Source organism: Gordonia sp. PDNC005 (genome assembly GCF_016919385.1).
Lineage (GTDB): Bacteria > Actinomycetota > Actinomycetes > Mycobacteriales > Mycobacteriaceae > Gordonia.
In genome coordinates this window covers 214,698-232,758 of the sequence record NZ_CP070351.1, presented here as the reverse complement: position 1 = coordinate 232,758, position 18,061 = coordinate 214,698, and the positions used below count along the sequence as shown (strand labels likewise).

Sequence of the window (18,061 nt, the reverse complement as noted above, 5' to 3'; positions counted from 1 at the left end):
TCATGTCGATCTAGGCACATCACGCCAACGCTGCCCCGATGACCTCGGCGAACGTCGTCCCCGCGGCGCCGCGGAGATCCGCGAGGTCGGTGGAGTCCGAGTCGAGAGCACCCTGCGCGGCTCCGCCGTCGGAGTCGGAGAACACGTGCGCCGCGCCCTCCGGCAGGCCCGCCTGGACGAGGGCGGCTGCGTAGTCGGCGACCGGAAGGTCCTGGTACACGACGTCCTTGCCCGACACCGTGGCGAAGGTTGCGGCGATGTCCGCGTAGGTCAGGTGCTCAGCCCCCGCGAGTTCGTAGACCGACCCGGCCGCCGAGCCGATGAGTGCCGCCGCGGCAGCGTCGGCGTAGTCGGCGCGTGCCGCGGGTGCGACCGTCGCCGTCCCGGCCGATCCGTAGAAGACGCCGCTGTCGATCGCGGCAGGCGCCGATGCGGCGTAGTTCTCGGAGTACCAGCCGTTACGAAGCAGGATCACACCGAGACCGCTGTCGGCGAGCAGTTTCTCGGTCTCCCGGTGCTCGGCCGCCAGCATCAGCGGCGAGGTCGGTGCGCCCAGCAGACTCGTGTAGGCGACCAGACCGACACCGGAGGTCTTCGCGGCCTCGATCACGTTGGTGTGCTGCGCGGTACGACGCCCCACCTCTGATCCGGACACGAACAGGAGCTTGTCGACACCTGCGAGCGCACCCGCGAGGGTCTCCGGCTTCTCGTAGTCTCCGGTGCGCACGACGACACCCGCCTCGGTGAGCGTTCCCGCCTTCGTGGTGTCCCGCACGATCGCGACGATGTCCGAGGCTGCCACGCCTCGTTTGATGAGCGCGGCCACTGCGGCCCCACCGAGTCCACCCGTTGCTCCGGTCACTGCGTACGTCGTCATGGTTGCCCCTTCGAGAGTTCATCCGGCGATCGGCTGATCGCTACCTCATGATCATGCACTTACTTTTCGTGCAGTGCAACACCAACTGTCAACACAGTCGCTCACGTGGGGCTAGAATGTGACGCATGACCGAGAACACGATCCCCGCCGACGTCGACCCGACGCTGGAGGCCGACGTGTTCTCACGCAACTGTTCGTCCCGCGCCGTCCTTCAGAATGCGACAAGCCGATGGGGCCTGCTCGCCCTTGTGGCACTGCGCGACGGCGACCTCCGATTCAGTGCCCTGCGCCGACGTGTCGACGGGGTCAGTGAGCGCATGTTGTCGCAGACCCTGCAGTCGCTCGAACGCGATGGATTCGTCAATCGGGAAGTGCTGCAGGCGATCCCGCCACGCGTCGAATACTCGCTCACAGAGCTCGGAGCCGCGGCGGCGCAGCGACTGTCGGACCTCATCGACCTCGTCGAAGGACATATCTCAGAGATTCACAAGTCACAGGAAGCGCACGACGCGCGGCGCAACGGCTGAATCAATCCGCGAGTTCGGTCCCCGGCTCGTCGACCCGGATCCGATCGGGCAGAAAACCGTGGCCCGCACCCCAGATGACGGCCTGCGCGCGCGTCGAGACGCCGATGCGGCGGTAACCGCTGCGGATGTACGTCTTCACCGAATTGATCGACAAGCCGGCCCGTTCCGCGATCTCGACATTGCTCATCCCTTGAGTGATCAGCGCGAGGACTTCCGATTCGCGTTGTGTCAGGCCCTCTTCTCGACCCGGCCAGTCGCCTGCCGCGATCTTCGTACGGGCTCCGCCCAGGTGAACCGTCGCCGTCCCGTCGTGCACCGCGCGGAGCGCGGCGACCAGCTTCGCGGCCGGCAGCCCCTTCGCGATGTATCCGCCGGCACCGTTCGCGAGCGCAGAGCGCACCAGGCGGCTCTCGACGTTCCACGAATAGACCACAACGCGTCCGACCGCGGGATTCGCGGCCAACTCACGGACCTGGTCCTTGTCGCCCTGAGGGTTGGCGAAAGAGTCGTACAGCGCTATGTCGACATGGTCGTCGACCCTTGTGTTCGCGTTCAGTTCGACGATCTCGACATCATCGGCATAGGCGCGCAGCATCGCGGCGAGACCGCGCACGACGACTTCGTAATCGTCGACGATCGCAATTCGAATCGCATTCACGTGCCTCACAATACTCAATTGAATCTTTCACCCCTGAGGGTGAAGACAGGCGCCATTCACTCTCCGTAATGTTCGATCCAGCGCCGAGAAGGAGGATCTCGGCGCACTGTGCGCTCGCCAGAGGAGTGCGAACAGTCGACGCGTCACAGGAGGTCGGGCGTAGTCCCGACCGGGTCGTGCACCATCACGAGAAGGACTGCGATGACGGCGGCCTTGGGTCTTGCGCTCGGTTGGGGTGCCGTGGGAGGCGCCGTCGGGTGGATTGCCGCTCGAATACTCCAGGAGTCCACTCACCGAAACCGGCGAGCATACCTGCTGGTGGGGGCGACAGGAGGAGTGTCGGGCGGTTCCGTCATCCGCAGGATCGGCGTCGACGCCGCCGAAGGGGGATGGCTGTTCAGCATCCTCGGGGCCATCGCCGGAGGGTGCGCCCTCCTGCTCGCGGCCGGCCTGTGCGCAGCGATCGTTCGCAGTGGAACGGAAGCCGACTCCACTCGCACTGATGACAATCGATCCATCACGAAAGAGGAATGATCAATGGGCATCAACGACAAGTTCGAGAACAAGGCCGAGGAACTGAAGGGCCGAGCGAAAGAGGCCGCAGGCGCCGCGACCGGAGACGACGACCTGAAGAACGAGGGAAAGGCCGATCAGGCCACTTCGGCCGTCAAGAAGGGCATCGAAGAGGTCAAGGACAAGGCGAATGAGGTGATCGGAAAGATCACCGGTTCCTGACTTTCATCTGCCACGATGGGCCTCGATCACAGATCGGGGCCCATCGTTTTGTTTCAGCGCAGGAACGCGGCGAGTGCGGCGGAGTACATGGCGACGTCGTCGACACCCATGAGTTCACGGCAGCTGTGCATGGCGAGCTGTGGTGCGCCCACGTCGACTGTCAGCAGACCGGTACGGGTCGCAGTCAGAGGACCGATCGTCGAACCGCACGGCAGGTCGGCTCGATGGATGTACCGCTGCAACGGGACACCGGCATCGCGGCACGCCAACGCGAACTCGGCCTCACCGATCGCGTCCGACGCGTACCTCAGGTTCTGATTCACCTTCAGCACCGGACCTCCGTTCACCGCGATGTGGTGACTCGGCTCGTGCCGCTCGGTGTAGTTGGGATGGGTGGCGTGGGCCATGTCGCCCGACGCACAGATGCTCGACGCCATGATCCGCAGGAACTCGTCACGGTCGCCTCCGAGAGCGCCGACGATCCGTTCACACACGGTGACCAGGAAGTCGGACGACGCTCCACGCTCAGAACCCGATCCGACTTCTTCGTGGTCGAACAGGGCGAGCATCGCGATGCCGCCTCCGTCTCCCGAGCGGAGCCGAGGGGCATCCAACAACGCGCGCAGTCCGGCGTAACACGTGCCCTGATTGTCGAGACGGGGCGCGCTGAGGAGATCACCCGCAGATCCGATGATGCGTGACGGTGTGACGTCGTGAGTCATCAACTCCCAGCCGAGCACACCCGCCGGATCGACCCCCGCGTATTCGGCGACGTACTCGAGCAGTGGCCGAGCCTCTCCGACGCCGCGGATCCCGTCGACATGGCGCTGGGGGTCGAGATGAACACCTTTGCGGTCGTCGGACAGGTGGATCGCGAGCTGCGGTACGCGCAGGACGGGCTCGTCGATGCGGACCAACGTGTGCGCCACGCGTCCGCCATCGTTGTACGCGAGTCGGCCGGAGAGGCCGAGGTCCCGGTCGAGCCACGAGTTGAGCCACGCACCCCCGTACGGCTCGAGCGCCACCGTCGACAGGCCAGCGGCAGTCCGGTCCGGGTTCTGCTTGACCCGTAGGTTCGGGCTGTCCGTGTGGCCGCCGACGATGCGGAACGGTTGCGGCGCACGCGAGCTGAGGCCTTCCAGCACCGACGCGTCCCACGCGATGATCGAGCCGCCGCGGATCACATAACCGCGGACCGTCGTCGACCAGGGCCGATCCTCGAAGACGCGCACATAGCCTGCCGCATCGAGTTCCGCGGCGACCGTGGCACAGACGTGAAACGGCGACGGCGAGGCGTCGATGAAGTCACCGAGCCCCGCCGCCGTCGCAGACGTGTTCACCGCCATCAGACTGCCGACAGCACCGAGTCCAGCGCCGAGTAGAACAGTCCAAGACCGTCGTCGGACGGGCCGGTCAAAGCCTCGGTCGCGTGCTCCGGGTGCGGCATCAGACCGACGACGCGACCGTTGGCGCTCGAGATGCCCGCGATGTCGAGCTGCGAACCATTCGGGTTGTCCCCCGCGTACGTGAACGCGATGCGACCTTCGCCCTTGAGCTCTTCGAGCGTCTCGTCGGACGCGACGTAGCGACCTTCACCCGACTTGAGCGGGATCAGGATCTCGGCGCCCACCTCGTAGCGACTGGTCCAGGCTGTCGTGTTCGACTCGACGCGCAGCCACTCGTCGCGGCAGATGAAGTGCAGGCCTTCGTTGCGGATCAGCGCGCCAGGCAGGAGTCCCGCCTCGCAGATGATCTGAAAGCCGTTGCAGATGCCGAGGACCGGCATGCCCCGCTCGGCGGCCTTGACGACCTCGCCCATGACCGGCGCGAACTTCGCGATGGCGCCTGCACGCAGGTAGTCGCCGTACGAGAAGCCGCCGGGGACGACGATCGCGTCGACACCCTTCAGATCCGCGTCACCGTGCCACAGGGACACGGCTTCGCCGCCTGCGGCGGTCACAGCGCGTGCAGCGTCGACGTCGTCGAGGGTTCCGGGGAACGTGATGACTCCGATGCGGGCGGTCATGCTCACTCCGCCACGCGCGAAACGTTGAAGTTCTCGATGACCGTGTTGGTCAGGAGTTCTTCCGCGATGCGCTCGAGCGCAGCGTCGTCGACGGTGCCGTCGACTTCGAGTTCGAACCGCTTGCCCTGCCGGACGTCGGCGATTCCGGAGAATCCGAGACGGCCCAGAGCACCGACGATGGCCTGTCCCTGCGGATCCAGAATCTCGGCCTTGGGCATCACATCGACAACTACACGCGCCATCGCGGCATCGCTCCTTCTGTGGTGAAGTCCTACGGACGTATCCTACCCGCCCCGACGGCGGTGGCGTGCCACCGGTTGAGCCGCTATAGCGCGGCCTCGATCGCGGTGATCACCTCTGGTGCATCGGGTTCGGTGCGGGGCCGGAAACGCGCGATCACGCCACCGTCGGATCCGACGAGGAACTTCTCGAAGTTCCACTGGACGTCGCCCGCCTCCCCTTCTGCATCGGCGGCCTGAGTGAGCACGTCGTAGAGCGGATGGCGGTCGTCGCCGTTCACGTCGGCCTTCTCAAGCAGCGGGAAGCTGACTCCGTACGTCGTGGAGCAGAACGTCGCGATCTCTTCGGCGGTGCCGGGCTCCTGGCCCATGAACTGGTTGCAGGGCATGCCGACGACCGTGAGGCCGCGCGGCCCGTACGTCTCCTGCAGTTTCTCCAGGGCCGAATACTGCGGGGTGAGACCGCACTTGGAGGCGACGTTGACCACGAGGAGCGGACCTTCGAAGGAGGAGAGGTCGAGCGCCGACCCGTCCAGAGCGGCAACGGGCACAGTTTTCACAGAGTGACTCATGTCGCTCAGCGTAGTGGGCGGTGAGCAACCTCACCACTAATTGTGTTGCAGCAATAGTTGCGTGGACGTAACTTAATTCAGTGCCTTCAATCGAACCCGTCGACGAAACCGTCCGCAGTACCTCCGCGGTACTCCGGAGGTTTCTGGAGCACCTCGCCGAAATGCACGGACGGTGCACCGCGAACACCATCGCGACCACGGAACTCACACTCTCGCAGGTACGGATGCTTCTTGTGCTCCGGCAGAAGTGTGAAGCGATCTCGGTGAACTGCCTCGCCGACGAGGTGGGTCTGTCGCTCGCCGCAGCCGGGCGAGGCGTCGACCGACTGGTCGGCATCGAACTCGTCGATCGCCGAGAGGACGCCACAGACCGCAGGGTCAAGCGCCTCTCACTGACCGACAAGGGCACCGAACTCCTCGACAAACAGTTCGCACTCAAGGACGACGACCTGAAAGACATGGTCACGCGCCTGCCAACCGAAGTCCGGGCCCGTCTGCACGACGCCCTCTCCGACGCTCTGATCCATCTCTCACCAGAGAAAGTGACCTCATGACCTCACCTGCTTCGGCGTCCGCGCCGGACAAACTCGGCCGCGACGTCTTCGTCGTCGCCGGCGTCATCGTGCTCGGCGCGATCATGTCGATTCTCGACGTGACCGTCGTCTCGGTTGCGCAGCCCACCTTCATCACCGAGTTCGGCACCACGTCGGCAGGCGCCGCGTGGTCGATGACCGGCTACACGCTGGCCCTCGCCGCCGTCATCCCCACCGCCAGCTGGGCCGCGTCCCGCTTCGGCACCAAGCGCGTCTACATGGCGTCGCTCGTCCTGTTCCTCATCGGATCGGTCCTCTGCGCACTCGCCTGGAACATCGGCTCGCTCGTCGCCTTCCGTGTGATCCAGGGCTTCGGCGGCGGTCTGCTCATGCCCATCGGCATGATGATCATGACTCGCGCCGCAGGTCCGGAGCGTGTCGGCTCGGTCATGGCCGTGCTCGGCATCCCGATGCTGCTCGGCCCGATCATGGGCCCGATCCTCGGCGGTTGGCTGATCGAGATCGCGTCGTGGCACTGGGTGTTCCTGATCAACATCCCGATCGGCGTCGTCGCCCTCGTCTACGCCTGGTTCGCACTTCCGGCCAACGACCAGGAGCCGGGTAAGAAGATCGACGTCCCGGGTCTGCTCATGTTGTCCCCGGGTCTGGCCCTGTTCCTGTTCGGCGTCTCCTCGAGCGCCGAGGAGCGCACGTTCAACGCACCGCGCGTGTACATCCCGATGATCATCGGCGCGATCCTGATCGCACTGTTCATCCGGCACGCGTTCCGCACGACCAACCCGCTGCTCGATCTGCGACTCTTCAGGAACCCGACGCTGAGGGTCTCCGTCATCACGATGTCGCTGTTCGCGGTCGCCTTCTTCGGTGCATCGCTGCTGTACCCGCAGTACTTCATCATCGTGCGCGGCGAGTCGACACTGATGGCAGGCCTGCTGCTCGCACCCCAGGGGCTCGGCGCGATGCTGACCATGCCGATCGCGGGCAAGATGACCGACAAGATCGGTCCGGGCAAGTTCGTTCTCGGCGGCTTGTTGCTGATCGGAATCGGCGTCGCCGCGTTCATCACACTCGGCACCGACACCTCGTACTGGTTCCTGTGCGCTGCCCTGTTCGTCCAGGGTCTCGGCATGGGCATGACGATGATGCCGATCATGTCCGCCGCGCTGGCCACCCTGCGCGGCTCGGAGATCGCCGACGGCTCGACGCTGATGAATGCCATCCAGCAGACCGCGTCGTCCATCGGCACCGGCGTCATCACCGTCATCTTCACCACCATGCTGATGCCGCTGTCGCAGGCGGTCATGCAGGCCGGTGGCGACCAGGCGAAGGTCGGCGAGGCGATGGTCGCGAACGGCGTCGACGTCAAGGACCCCGCAGCGGTCGCCGAAGCCGGCGGCAGCGTGATCTCCGACATCGCGTCCACCTATGGCGACACGTTCATCGTGGCCACGGTGCTCGTCGCGCTGACACTGATCCCGGCGTTCTTCCTCCCCCGCCGCAAGCTGGTGGCAGCGGGAGCGGACGAGGAGCAGAAGATCCCCGTCGCGATGCACTGATCGCACCGGCGTTTCGACTTCGGCACTCTTCACCACGCAATGGCGCGGTGGAGAGTGCCGAGTTCGTTTTCCCGGTTATGCAGTTGCCCGAGAGTTGCGGCCGGGATAGACATTGAGTGTCCGTATCCGCACTATTCAGGGGAATGTTCTCCGGTGATCCTGACCATTTCGACGACGCATCAGCCCGCCACCGACCTCGGGTTCCTCTTGCACAAGCATCCAGATCGGGTTCAGACGTTCTCGGAATCGTTCGGTTCGGCGACAGTTTTCTACCCCGATGCGGATGAGGATCGCTGCACGGTGGCCTTGATGCTAGACGTCGACCCCATCGCGCTGGCTCGTTCCCGCGGTCGGCGATCACCTGATTTCGCTCTTGCGCAGTACGTGAACGACCGGCCGTATGCCGCGACGTCCCTTCTCGCGGTCGCGCTCGGCCGCGTCTTCCGCACCGCGCGGACCGGCCGCTGCGATTCGCGGCAAGCACTCGCCGACTCGGTTCTCCCGCTTGAGGTCACGGTCCCCGTGCTCCCCTGCCACGGAGGGCAGGACCTCGCGCGGATGATCTTCTCTCCCCTCGGATGGGAAGTCGACGCCGACCCGATCATTCTGGATCCGGCTTTTCCGGACTGGGGAGACTCCAAGTACGTCCGCCTGCACTTGAAAGGCGACGTCCGGCTCGCCGACGCGGTGAACCAGCTTTATGTGCTGCTGCCCGCGTTCGACTCGTCGAAGCACTACTGGCAGGACTCGGCCGAGGTCGACAAGCTCTTGCGCGCAGGCGGCGACTGGCTGGCATCCCACCCAGCGCGCGACACCATCGTGTCCCGCTACCTGGCCCGCACCAGCGGACTCACCGGCGTTGCACGAGCGCGGCTCGCCGAGCTCGACGACGCGCCCGGCGAGACTCCCGAGGATCTCCCCCTGGTGCCGCGCTCGGCGCCGCTCAACCAACAGCGGCACGACGCGGTGCTCGCGGAGATCGATCGCCTCCGACCCGACTCCGTGATCGACTTCGGTTGCGGTTCCGGACGCCTCCTGGCGAAGCTGCTGCGCACAAACGTCTCACGCGTGGCCGGCTGTGATGTGTCCACGCGCGAGCTCACCCGAGCCGCCGAACACCTGCATGTGGAGAACATGACCGAGCGCCAGTCCGCTCGCCTCGATCTGTTCCAGGCCGCGCTGACCTACGTCGACGAGAGGTTCTCCGGGTACGACGTCGCCATCCTCATGGAAGTGATCGAGCACCTCGACCTCCCTCGACTCGACGCTCTCGAGCATGTCCTGTTCGGCGTCGCCCGCCCGGGCGCGGTCGTCGTGACCACCCCCAACGTCGAGTACAACGTCCGCTATGAGGGCCTAGTCGGCACCCGCCATCCGGATCATCGATTCGAATGGACACGCGCCGAGTTCGCGGCGTGGGCCGACCGCGTCGCCGCCGACAACGGCTACCGGGTCGACTGTCGCGGCATCGGCGACACCGACCCCACTCTTGGATCCCCTACCCAGATGGCGGTGTTCTCCCGTGACTGACGTTTCCGACCCAACTGTGATCGGTGTGCCGATCGCCGGCCTCGTGCTGCTCGTCGGCACGTCAGGATCTGGCAAGACCACGTTCGCCGCGCGTCATTTCCTCCCCACCGAGGTCGTGTCGAGCGACGTCTGCCGAGGCCTGGTCTCCGACGACGAGAACGACTTGGCCGCGACGGCCGACGCGTTCGACCTGCTGCATCACCTGGTCGGCATCCGCCTCCGCCGTGGGCTTCTCACTGTCGTCGACGCGACCAACACCCAGCCCAAGTCGCGGGCGTCGTTGATCCGCCTCGCACGCGACCACGACGTCCTAGTCGACGCGGTGGTACTCGACGTTCCGGAGTCGGTCGCGGTGGCCCGCAACGATGCACGGTCCGACCGCGATTTCGGCGCTCATGTGATCCGACGCCAGAGGGCCGACCTCCAGCGGTCGCTGTCCAAGATGCGGAAGGAGGGGTTCCGTAGAGTCCACCAGCTACGCGGGGTCGAGGAGATCGACAACGTGAGCATCCGCCGTGACCGAGCGTGGAACGACCGATCCGACCTGACCGGTCCATTCGACGTGATCGGAGACATCCACGGGTGTGCATCCGAGCTCGTATCACTGCTCACGACTCTCGGCTGGGTTGTTGAACACGCCGACGACAACGCCGTCGGCGCTCACCACCCGGAAGGCCGGATCGCTGTCTTCGTCGGCGACCTCGTGGATAGGGGGCCCGATACTCCTGGCGTCCTGCGACTCGTCATGGCGATGGTCGACGCGGGGGTCGCATTGTGCGTCGCAGGCAATCACGACGACAAGCTCGCTCGTGCGCTTCGCGGCCGAAAGGTGACGGTCTCGCACGGCCTCGCCGAGTCTCTTTCGCAACTCGACGCCGAGACCGATAGCTTCCGCACTGCGTGCGCCGAATTCCTCAATGGCCTGATCAGCCACTTCGTACTGGACAGCGGCCGTCTTGTCGTCGCTCACGCGGGACTGAAGGAGGCCTACCACGGGCGGTCGTCCCGACGAGTGCGCGCTTTTGCACTGTACGGCGACACGTCCGGCGAGACGGACGAGTTCGGCCTTCCGGTCCGCTACCCGTGGGCTGACGAGTACCGCGGTTCGGCCACCGTCGTGTATGGCCACACCCCGACCCCGACTCCGGAGTGGGTCAACAACACGATCTGCATCGACACCGGTGCGGTCTTCGGCGGTTCACTGACCGCCCTGCGTTATCCGGAGCGGGATCTCGTCTCCGTACAGGCCGACCGCGAGTGGTATCCGCCGTCGCGGCCGCTGCTCCCGGTGGCGTCTGCTCGGGATCCTGCGGTACTTCGGATCGACGATGTCTCGGGCACCCGTTGGGTCGAGAGTCCCCGGGTGGGAAAGGTCAAGATCGTTCAGGAGAACGCCGCTGCGGCCTTGGAAGTCATGAGCCGCTTCGCCGTCGACCCTAGATGGCTGGTGTATCTCCCGCCGACCATGTCGCCCGCCTCCACCTCGACGGCCGACGGCTTCCTCGAGCATCCGCAGCAGGCGTTCGACGACTATCTCGGGTGGGGTGTGCGGCGAGTTGTGTGCGAGGAGAAGCACATGGGGTCGCGCGCCATCGCAGTAGTAGCTCGAGACCCGTCTGCGGCCGCGCGACGTTTCGGGGTCACCGACGGCAGCTCCGGCGTGGTGTACACGCGGACGGGCCGTTCCTTCTTCGACGACACATCGGCGCTGGTCGACGACCTACGTGCCGCGGCCGAGCCCCTGTTCGACTCGCTCGGGTCCGACTGGCTGGTCCTCGACTGCGAGTTGCTTCCGTGGTCAGCGAAGGCTCTCGGATTGATCACCTCGCAGTACGCGTCGGTGGGAGCTGCCGCGACCAACGCGCTCCCCGCCGTGGGTGATCTGCTGGGCAGAGCGGCCGCTCGAGGGCTCGACGTCGCGGACCTGACCGAACGGGTCTCGACGCGGCTCGACAACGCTCGAGCGTTCCGCGATGCCTACGCCGCCTATTGCGAGTCCGGTGAGCAGACGATCCGCGTCGCACCCTTCCAGATTCTCGCTGCTGAAGGGCGACTGCTCACGGAGACTCAATCGCACGAGTGGCACATGAGTGAATTGGGACGGCTGGACCACCCGCTGATCACACCGACGCGCTACCTGACCGTCGACCTCACGTCGGAAGCCGACCGTGAGAAGGCCGTGCGTTGGTGGATGGACCTGACGAGCGCTGGAGGCGAGGGCATGGTCGTCAAACCCGCCGATCCCGGGTCGCCGAAGGTGCAGCCGGGGCTCAAGGTCCGAGGACGGGAGTATCTACGGATCATCTACGGCCCGGACTACACCGGTTCGCTCGAGTTGCTGCGGTCACGCGGACTCGGACGGAAGCGTTCACTGGCGACTCGAGAACACGGGCTCGGGCTGGACGCGTTGTCGGCGTTCGTCGCCGGACGGCCCCTGTGGGAGGTCCATCAGAACGTGTTCGGCGTACTCGCCCTGGAGTCCGAGCCGGTCGATCCGCGACTGTGACTCAGACGGCGCCGGAGGCCCGGAGGATCCAGGCGTGTTCGAAGGCGATCTCCGCCCACTGCTTGTACCGACCGGTCACACCGCCGTGGCCTGCGGACATCTCGGTCTTGAGCAGGATCGGGCGGTCGGATGTCGTCGCGGCCTGCAGTGCGGCGACCCACTTCGCGGCTTCGGTGTAAAGCACGCGCGTGTCGTTGAACGACGCGAGCGCCAGAACCGCGGGATAAGGGCGGGGCGCCACGTTCTCGTACGGCGAGTACTGCTTCATGTAGGCGTACACATCGGGGTCGTGGAAAGGATCGCCCCACTCGTCCCACTCGGTGACCGTCAACGGGAGTTCCGGATCGAGCATCGACGTCAGAGCATCGACGAACGGCACGGCAGCGAGCACAGCGGAGAACAACTCCGGCGCCATGTTCATCACCGCGCCCATGAGCAGTCCGCCTGCGGACCCGCCGTCCGCGACGAGGCGATCCGGTGAGGTCCGTCCCGAGTCGATCAGGTGTCGTGCGACGGCGACGTAGTCGGTGAAGGTGTTCTGCTTGTGCTGCAGCTTCCCGTTCTCGTACCAGTTCCGGCCGAGTTCACCGCCGCCGCGGACGTGCGCGTAGGCGAGGACAACGCCGCGGTCCAGCAGCGACAGCCGCGGAATGGAGAAGCCCGGATCCATCGACATCTCGTAGGCGCCGTAGCCGACGAGCAGTACCGGAGCGGGGCCGTCGGCGAGGTCGCGGCGGCGGACCAACGACACCGGAACCCGGGTCCCGTCGTCGGCGATCGCCCAGTCACGGGTCGCGATGTACTCGGACGGGTCGTAGTCGCCGAGCACCGTCTGCCTGCGTAGAAGTGTCCGTTCACCGGTCGCGACGTTCAGGTCGAGGGCCTCGACGGGGTCGACGAAGCTCGAGTACACCAGACGCAGGCGCGGGGTGGTCCACTCCGGATTCGATCCGAGGGCAGGTGAGGACAGCTCCTGGTCGAAGACGATCTCGTGGAAGTCGTCGACGGTCGGGATACCGTCCACGGCTCGCAGGTCGGCGACGGCCAGGCGTGGGACGGCACCGGACCGGTACGACAGCACGAGGTAGTCCCGGAAGCATTCCACGTCTTCGATGCGGCGGGACTGATCGTGCGGCACCAGGGTTCGACGAGCTGCGATGTCGCCGACGGGAGCGATGTCGACGGCGTACTCGATCGACTTGCCGCCGTCGCCGTCATCACCGTTGTGGACGATCACGAAGTAGTCGTCGCCGTCGACGACTGCGTGGTCGACGCTGTACTCCACACCCGGCGTGCGCCCGGCGACGCTGACGAACTCTCCTGTCGGATCATCCGCCGAGAGGACGTAGACCTCCGACGTGACCTTCGAGTCCGCACCGATCATCAGGTAGGCGTCGCTCGCGGTGGCTCCGACACCGACCCAGAAATGCTCGTCCGTCTCGTGGAAGACGAGCACGTCGTCCGTGCCCGCCCCCACTTCGTGGCGCCACACCTTGTCGGGGCGCCACGACTCGTCGACGGTCAAGTAGAAGAGGAAGCGGCCGTCCTTGGACCACGTCGCGCTGCCCGCGGTGCCTGCGACGGCACCGGGCAGGTCCTCACCGGTGTCCAGATCGCGGACTCGCAGCGTATAGCGCTCGTCGCCTTCGAGGTCGACGCTGTACGCGAGACGCCGACCGTCATGGCTCACCGAGACCGCACCTGCACTGAAGAAGTCGTGGCCCTGCGCCTCGGCGTCCATGTCGAAGTACACCTGCTCCCCCGGGAGCGGCTCATCGGCCGACACCTCTGGCGGTGTCCAGTCGTCGTCGCCGGAGATCGGGCATCGACAGAACCTCGGGTACGCGTGACCTTCGGTGGTCCTTGCGAAGTACCAGTAGCCCTCACTCCGAGTGGGGAGACCCATGTCGGTCTCCTTGGTGCGGGCCTTGATCTCGCCGAAGATCGACTCGCGCAGCTCCGCGAGGTCCGCGGTCTCAGCGTCGACGAACGCGTTCTGCCCGTCGAGGTACGAGATCACCTCCGCGTCGGTCTTGTCACCCAACCAGGCGTATTCGTCTACGAACACGTCACCGTGATGAACACGTTCGCTGTGAACTCGTTTGGCGACGGGAGGGGTGAGCTCAGACATCCACGCGGTCCGGCCAGTCGGCGAAGGAGAGCGACGAGATGCGTTCGTAGGCTTCGATGTAGCGGGCACGGGTGCGCTCGACGATGTCGGCGGGCAGGGCGGGCGGCTGGTCGCCGGAGGCCTTGTCCCAGCCGGAGTCGGGACCGGTCAGCCAGTTCCGCACGATCTGCTTGTCGAAGCTCGGCTGGACGCGTCCCGGCGTGTAGCCGTCGGCATCCCAGTAGCGCGACGAATCGGGGGTGAGCACTTCGTCGGCAAGCACCAGCGATCCGTCCGCGGCCTGCCCGAACTCGAACTTGGTGTCGGCCAAGATGATTCCGCGTTCGGCGGCCAGATCGGAGCCTCGGCCGTAGATGTCGAGGGTGGTGTCGCGAAGACGTTCGGCGAGTTCGCGTCCGACGGTCTCGGCGACCTGGTCGATCGAGACGTTCTCGTCGTGATCACCGAGGTCGGCCTTGGTCGCCGGGGTGAAGATCGGCGCGGGGAGCTTGTCCGCCTCGCCGAGGCCGGCGGGCAGTGCCACACCGCACACGGACCCGGTCGCGGTGTAGTCGACGAGACCGGAACCGGTGAGGTATCCACGGGCGACGCACTCGACCGGCACCATCGGCAGCTTGTTCACGACCATGGACCGTCCGACCAACTCTGCCGGAATCCGCTCGTCAGTCGGCCCGCCTGCCAGATGGTTCGGGACGGCGAGGGCGTCGAACCAGAAGAAGCTGGCGGCTGTCAAGATCCTCCCCTTGTCCGGGATGGGCGTCGACAGGATGTGGTCGTAGGCCGAGATCCGGTCGGAGGTGACCAGCAGCAACGTCTGCTCATCGATCTCGTAGATGTCGCGGACCTTGCCGGACGCGACGTGACGGTAGTCGGAGAGTGCGGGACGCATATGAGTTGCTGAGACCTTCGAGTCGGGGCGGATGAGTCGGGGGAACTACAGGATCGGGGCCGGCGCGTAGGCGACCGCGTCCGGGTAGGCGTCGAACCACGCCTGCGCGGCGGCGGCGACACCCGCGACCTGAGCGTCGGCGGCACCGGTGAATGCGGATTTGTCCGCGATCAGTTCGTCGAGCTGTGCACGGTCGAGCGGGATGCGGTCGTCGGCGGCGAGACGATCCAACAAGTCGGGCTCGCGGCCCTCCTCGCGCATCGCGAGGGCGACGGCCACCGCGTGCTCCTTGATCGCTTCGTGGGCCGTCTCGCGCCCGACACCTGCACGAACCGAGGCCATCAACACCTTGGTGGTGGCGAGGAACGGGAGGTACCGATCCAGTTCGTTGGCGATCACCGCGGGGTAGGCGCCGAACTCGGCGAGCACCGTCAGGAACGTCTCCATGAGGCCGTCGATGGCGAAGAACGCGTCGGGCAGCGCCACACGGCGCACGACCGAGCAGAACACGTCTCCCTCGTTCCACTGCGCGCCCGCGAGTTCGCCGGTCATCGACGCGTAGCCGCGGAGGATCACGGCGAGTCCGTTGACCCGCTCGCAGCTGCGCGTGTTCATCTTGTGGGGCATCGCCGAGCTGCCGACCTGCCCGGGCTGGAAGCCCTCGGTGACCAGCTCGTGACCTGCCATCAGGCGGATCGTGGTGGCGAGCGACGACGGTCCGGCCGCGATCTGGACCAGGCCCGACACGACGTCGAAGTCGAGTGAACGCGGGTACACCTGGCCGACGGAGGTCAATGCGTTGGCGAAGCCGAGGTGCGTGGCGACCTTGCCTTCGAGCTGGTCGAGTTTTGCGGCGTCGCCGTCGAGCAGGTCGAGCATGTCCTGGCTGGTGCCCATCGGGCCCTTGATCCCGCGCAGCGGATATCGGTTGATCAACTCATCGATGCGGGTCAGGGCGATCATCAGCTCGTCGGCGGCAGACGCGAAGCGCTTGCCGAGCGTGGTCGACTGCGCTGCGACGTTGTGGCTGCGTCCCGCCATCACGACGGTCGCGTACTGGGCTGCGCGCTCGGTGATGCGTGCGAGGACCGCGACGCCGCCTGCGCGGACGTGCTGCAGGGACAGCAGCACCTGAAGCTGCTCGACGTTCTCCGTGAGGTCACGGCTCGTCATGCCCTTGTGAATGTGCTCGTGGCCTGCGAGGGCGTTGAACTCCTCGATGCGCGCCTTGACGTCGTGGCGAGTGACCCGCTCACGGTCGGCGATCGAATCGAGGTCGATCTGGTCGACGACCCGCTCGTAGTCGGCGATCGCATCGGCCGGGACGTCGATCCCCAGGTCGCGCTGCGCCTTCATCACGGCGATCCAGAGCTGACGCTCCAGGACGATCTTGTGCTGCGGCGACCAGATGCCGGCGAGATCGGCGGACGCGTAGCGGTTGGCGAGGACGTTGCTGATAGCCGGTTTACCCACGTCGGACAGTCTACTTCCGACCGTGCGCAGCAGCGAAAACAACGACGGCGGGGAGGGAAGTAGACTGGCCACATGTGTTTTCCGGTCACCTGTAACCGTTGCGGCAAGATCACCTGGGACGGATGCGGTTCGCACGTCGACGAGGTCATGAGTCAGGTCGCGCCCGAGCAGCGCTGCACGTGCCCACGCTGAAGTGCACTCCACTGAACTGACACGACGCGGCCTGCTGACCGCGGCCGTCGGCGCGGCCGCTCTCGGTGTGGCCGCATGCACGTCACACGACCCGATCGAAGCCGACGAAGCCGTCCACCTCGGGCCCGACGACGAACTGCCGGTCGAGACGTCTCCCGCCGACATTCCGGCCGACCCGCCCGTGGTGACCGGCGAGTTCGTGTCAGCGAAGATGGCCGGTCGAACCACCCGCTGGGCGGTTGCGCGTCCCCGCGGCGTCACCGGGGAGCTCCCCGTGGTGATCGTCGCGCACGCGCTCAACACCAATGAGAAGTCGCTGTTCCGTCCGTCGATGAACATGCAGGGCGCACTCCAGAAGTACGTCGACGCGGGGAATCCGCCTTTCGCGCTCGCAGCGGCCGACGTCGGCCGCAACTACTTCCACCTGCGCACCGACGGGTCGGACGGCGCCGCGATGATCATCGACGAGTTCATGCCGGTGCTCGCCGAGAACCCTGAGCTCAACCTTCGCATCGATCGCATCGGACTCTACGGATGGTCGATGGGCGGCTACGGTGCGCTGCGCATCGCATCGATCCTCGGTCCGCAGCGGGTCGCGTCGATCGCGGTCAGCTCGCCAGCCATGTGGGCCGACCCGCTGATGTTCCCGCCTCGGGCTTTCGACTCTTTCGCCGACTACCAGGCGAACTCATTGTTCGGTCAGCAGCACGTTTTCGCAAAGATTCCGCTGATGATCAGCATCGGATCGTCCGACCAGTTCTACACCTACACGCGACAGTGGGCGGCCGATCTGCATCCGCCCGCGGCGTTCGCGACCACACCCGGCGGCCACACCAATCGCTTCTGGCGGTCGGTGATGGACGACCAGCTCGAGTTCCTCGGTCGCGAACTCGCCCGCTGATCGGCGCTACTTCACCTGTGGCGGGAACTGGCCGTCACGCACGATGGAGCCGTTCGACACCGATGCGGTGACCGTTGTCGGCCCGCCCTGCGGGCAACAGAACGGATCGTCCGACCGCAGCCAGCTGTACTTCACCGTCACCGAATCGAGCGTGTCACCTGCGATCGACGTGTACGAGTATTCGTGGGGTTCCACGGTGCCGACGAACGCTCCGCCCTGAAACAGCAGGACGCGCGAGGTGTAGGTCGCGTCGCCGAATCCTGAACCGTCGACCTTCAGCCAGTCGAGCCCGCATCCGCCCGCGAGGGGATGGTTGCTGGCGCCCGCGATACGCCACTGCCCACCGTTCGAGTCGACTCCGAGCGATTCCATCGAGTCTTTGGCCAGGCGTGAGTTGAGGTCGAAGCAGAGTCCGTGACCACTGCCGTACGGTGCGGCTGGTGTTGTCGTCGTGGTGACCGCGGTCGGGATCGGCGTCGGTTCGCCGGAGACGATCCGCGGTGCCGTTTCGACGATCGCCGTCGTCGACGCGGCGGTTGTCGGCCTGTCCGCCTCAGACGCCCCAGCCGCGTCCGGCTGTGCACTGCTGCAGGCGGCCAGACTGCATGCCACCGCCGCGGCAGTGATCGATACGTACAGTGTTCGACGGTTCATGACGCCTCCCTGGTGATCGAACGGTCTTGTCTCGATCATCG

At 66.0% G+C, this 18,061-nt stretch carries 18 protein-coding genes; 8 read left to right on the top strand and 10 right to left on the bottom strand.

Features of this window, described 5'->3' with window-relative positions:
- Window positions 1–19: 19 nt before the first annotated feature.
- Window positions 20–877, bottom strand: a complete 858-nt coding sequence (locus JVX90_RS01220) for an NAD(P)H-binding protein (RefSeq protein WP_205330677.1) — start codon at window positions 875–877, stop codon at window positions 20–22.
- 125 nt (window positions 878–1,002) lie between these two features.
- On the opposite strand from JVX90_RS01220, the gene JVX90_RS01215 reads away from it, so the two are divergent.
- Window positions 1,003–1,404, top strand: coding sequence for a helix-turn-helix domain-containing protein (locus tag JVX90_RS01215; protein ID WP_205330676.1), 402 nt, complete (start codon window positions 1,003–1,005; stop codon window positions 1,402–1,404).
- A gap of 1 nt (window position 1,405) precedes the next feature.
- On the opposite strand, the gene JVX90_RS01210 is transcribed toward JVX90_RS01215, so the two are convergent.
- Complete coding sequence (locus JVX90_RS01210; RefSeq protein ID WP_240194002.1) at window positions 1,406–2,062, bottom strand: response regulator transcription factor; 657 nt, start codon at window positions 2,060–2,062, stop codon at window positions 1,406–1,408.
- A gap of 201 nt (window positions 2,063–2,263) precedes the next feature.
- On the opposite strand from JVX90_RS01210, the gene JVX90_RS01205 reads away from it, so the two are divergent.
- Window positions 2,264–2,596, top strand: a complete 333-nt coding sequence (locus tag JVX90_RS01205) for a GlsB/YeaQ/YmgE family stress response membrane protein (protein ID WP_205330674.1) — start codon at window positions 2,264–2,266, stop codon at window positions 2,594–2,596.
- Between the two features lie 3 nt (window positions 2,597–2,599).
- Window positions 2,600–2,797 carry a CsbD family protein gene (locus JVX90_RS01200; RefSeq protein ID WP_205330673.1) on the top strand — a complete coding sequence of 66 codons (198 nt, stop codon included), beginning with the start codon at window positions 2,600–2,602 and terminating at the stop codon, window positions 2,795–2,797.
- Between the two features lie 53 nt (window positions 2,798–2,850).
- Here JVX90_RS01200 and JVX90_RS01195 read toward each other — a convergent pair whose 3' ends face one another.
- From JVX90_RS01195 to JVX90_RS01180, 4 genes are all read right to left on the bottom strand, one after another.
- Window positions 2,851–4,143: a M18 family aminopeptidase gene (locus JVX90_RS01195; protein WP_205330672.1), complete on the bottom strand. Its 1,293-nt coding sequence runs from the start codon at window positions 4,141–4,143 to the stop codon at window positions 2,851–2,853.
- Window positions 4,143–4,823, bottom strand: coding sequence for a phosphoribosylformylglycinamidine synthase subunit PurQ (gene purQ, locus JVX90_RS01190; RefSeq protein WP_205330671.1), 681 nt, complete (start codon window positions 4,821–4,823; stop codon window positions 4,143–4,145). The genes JVX90_RS01195 and purQ overlap by 1 nt, the downstream gene beginning before the upstream one ends.
- 2 nt (window positions 4,824–4,825) lie before the next feature.
- Window positions 4,826–5,065: a phosphoribosylformylglycinamidine synthase subunit PurS gene (purS, locus tag JVX90_RS01185; RefSeq protein ID WP_008378528.1), complete on the bottom strand. Its 240-nt coding sequence runs from the start codon at window positions 5,063–5,065 to the stop codon at window positions 4,826–4,828.
- Window positions 5,066–5,148: 83 nt separating this feature from the next.
- Window positions 5,149–5,634 carry a glutathione peroxidase gene (locus JVX90_RS01180; RefSeq protein ID WP_240194001.1) on the bottom strand — a complete coding sequence of 162 codons (486 nt, stop codon included), beginning with the start codon at window positions 5,632–5,634 and terminating at the stop codon, window positions 5,149–5,151.
- Between the two features lie 80 nt (window positions 5,635–5,714).
- Here JVX90_RS01180 and JVX90_RS01175 point away from each other — a divergent pair, with 80 nt between their 5' ends.
- From JVX90_RS01175 to JVX90_RS01160, 4 genes are all read left to right on the top strand, one after another.
- A complete protein-coding gene (locus JVX90_RS01175) occupies window positions 5,715–6,188 on the top strand; it encodes a MarR family transcriptional regulator (protein WP_205330670.1) in 474 nt (157 codons plus the stop codon).
- On the top strand, window positions 6,185–7,744 hold the full coding sequence (locus JVX90_RS01170; protein ID WP_205330669.1) for a DHA2 family efflux MFS transporter permease subunit: 1,560 nt from the start codon (window positions 6,185–6,187) through the stop codon (window positions 7,742–7,744). The genes JVX90_RS01175 and JVX90_RS01170 overlap by 4 nt, the downstream gene beginning before the upstream one ends.
- Before the next feature lie 153 nt (window positions 7,745–7,897).
- Window positions 7,898–9,274: a 3' terminal RNA ribose 2'-O-methyltransferase Hen1 gene (locus JVX90_RS01165; RefSeq protein WP_205330668.1), complete on the top strand. Its 1,377-nt coding sequence runs from the start codon at window positions 7,898–7,900 to the stop codon at window positions 9,272–9,274.
- Window positions 9,267–11,780: a polynucleotide kinase-phosphatase gene (locus JVX90_RS01160; RefSeq protein WP_205330667.1), complete on the top strand. Its 2,514-nt coding sequence runs from the start codon at window positions 9,267–9,269 to the stop codon at window positions 11,778–11,780. Before JVX90_RS01165 ends, JVX90_RS01160 begins: the two co-directional genes overlap by 8 nt.
- A 1-nt stretch (window position 11,781) precedes the next feature.
- Here JVX90_RS01160 and JVX90_RS01155 read toward each other — a convergent pair whose 3' ends face one another.
- The 3 genes from JVX90_RS01155 to purB are packed head-to-tail and all read right to left on the bottom strand — an operon-like array spanning window position 11,782 to window position 16,273.
- Window positions 11,782–13,911, bottom strand: coding sequence for a S9 family peptidase (locus JVX90_RS01155; RefSeq protein WP_205330666.1), 2,130 nt, complete (start codon window positions 13,909–13,911; stop codon window positions 11,782–11,784).
- Window positions 13,904–14,800 (bottom strand): phosphoribosylaminoimidazolesuccinocarboxamide synthase, encoded by an 897-nt coding sequence (locus tag JVX90_RS01150; RefSeq protein ID WP_205330665.1) that lies wholly within the window; start codon window positions 14,798–14,800, stop codon window positions 13,904–13,906. Before JVX90_RS01150 ends, JVX90_RS01155 begins: the two co-directional genes overlap by 8 nt.
- A gap of 45 nt (window positions 14,801–14,845) precedes the next feature.
- Window positions 14,846–16,273 (bottom strand): adenylosuccinate lyase, encoded by a 1,428-nt coding sequence (gene purB / locus JVX90_RS01145; protein WP_205330664.1) that lies wholly within the window; start codon window positions 16,271–16,273, stop codon window positions 14,846–14,848.
- A 193-nt stretch (window positions 16,274–16,466) separates the two neighbouring features.
- On the opposite strand from purB, the gene JVX90_RS01140 reads away from it, so the two are divergent.
- On the top strand, window positions 16,467–17,366 hold the full coding sequence (locus tag JVX90_RS01140; RefSeq protein WP_205330663.1) for an alpha/beta hydrolase-fold protein: 900 nt from the start codon (window positions 16,467–16,469) through the stop codon (window positions 17,364–17,366).
- A gap of 6 nt (window positions 17,367–17,372) precedes the next feature.
- Here the strand turns inward: JVX90_RS01140 and JVX90_RS01135 are convergent, their stop codons facing one another.
- Window positions 17,373–18,020, bottom strand: coding sequence for an LppP/LprE family lipoprotein (locus JVX90_RS01135; protein ID WP_240194000.1), 648 nt, complete (start codon window positions 18,018–18,020; stop codon window positions 17,373–17,375).
- Window positions 18,021–18,061: the final 41 nt, after the last annotated feature.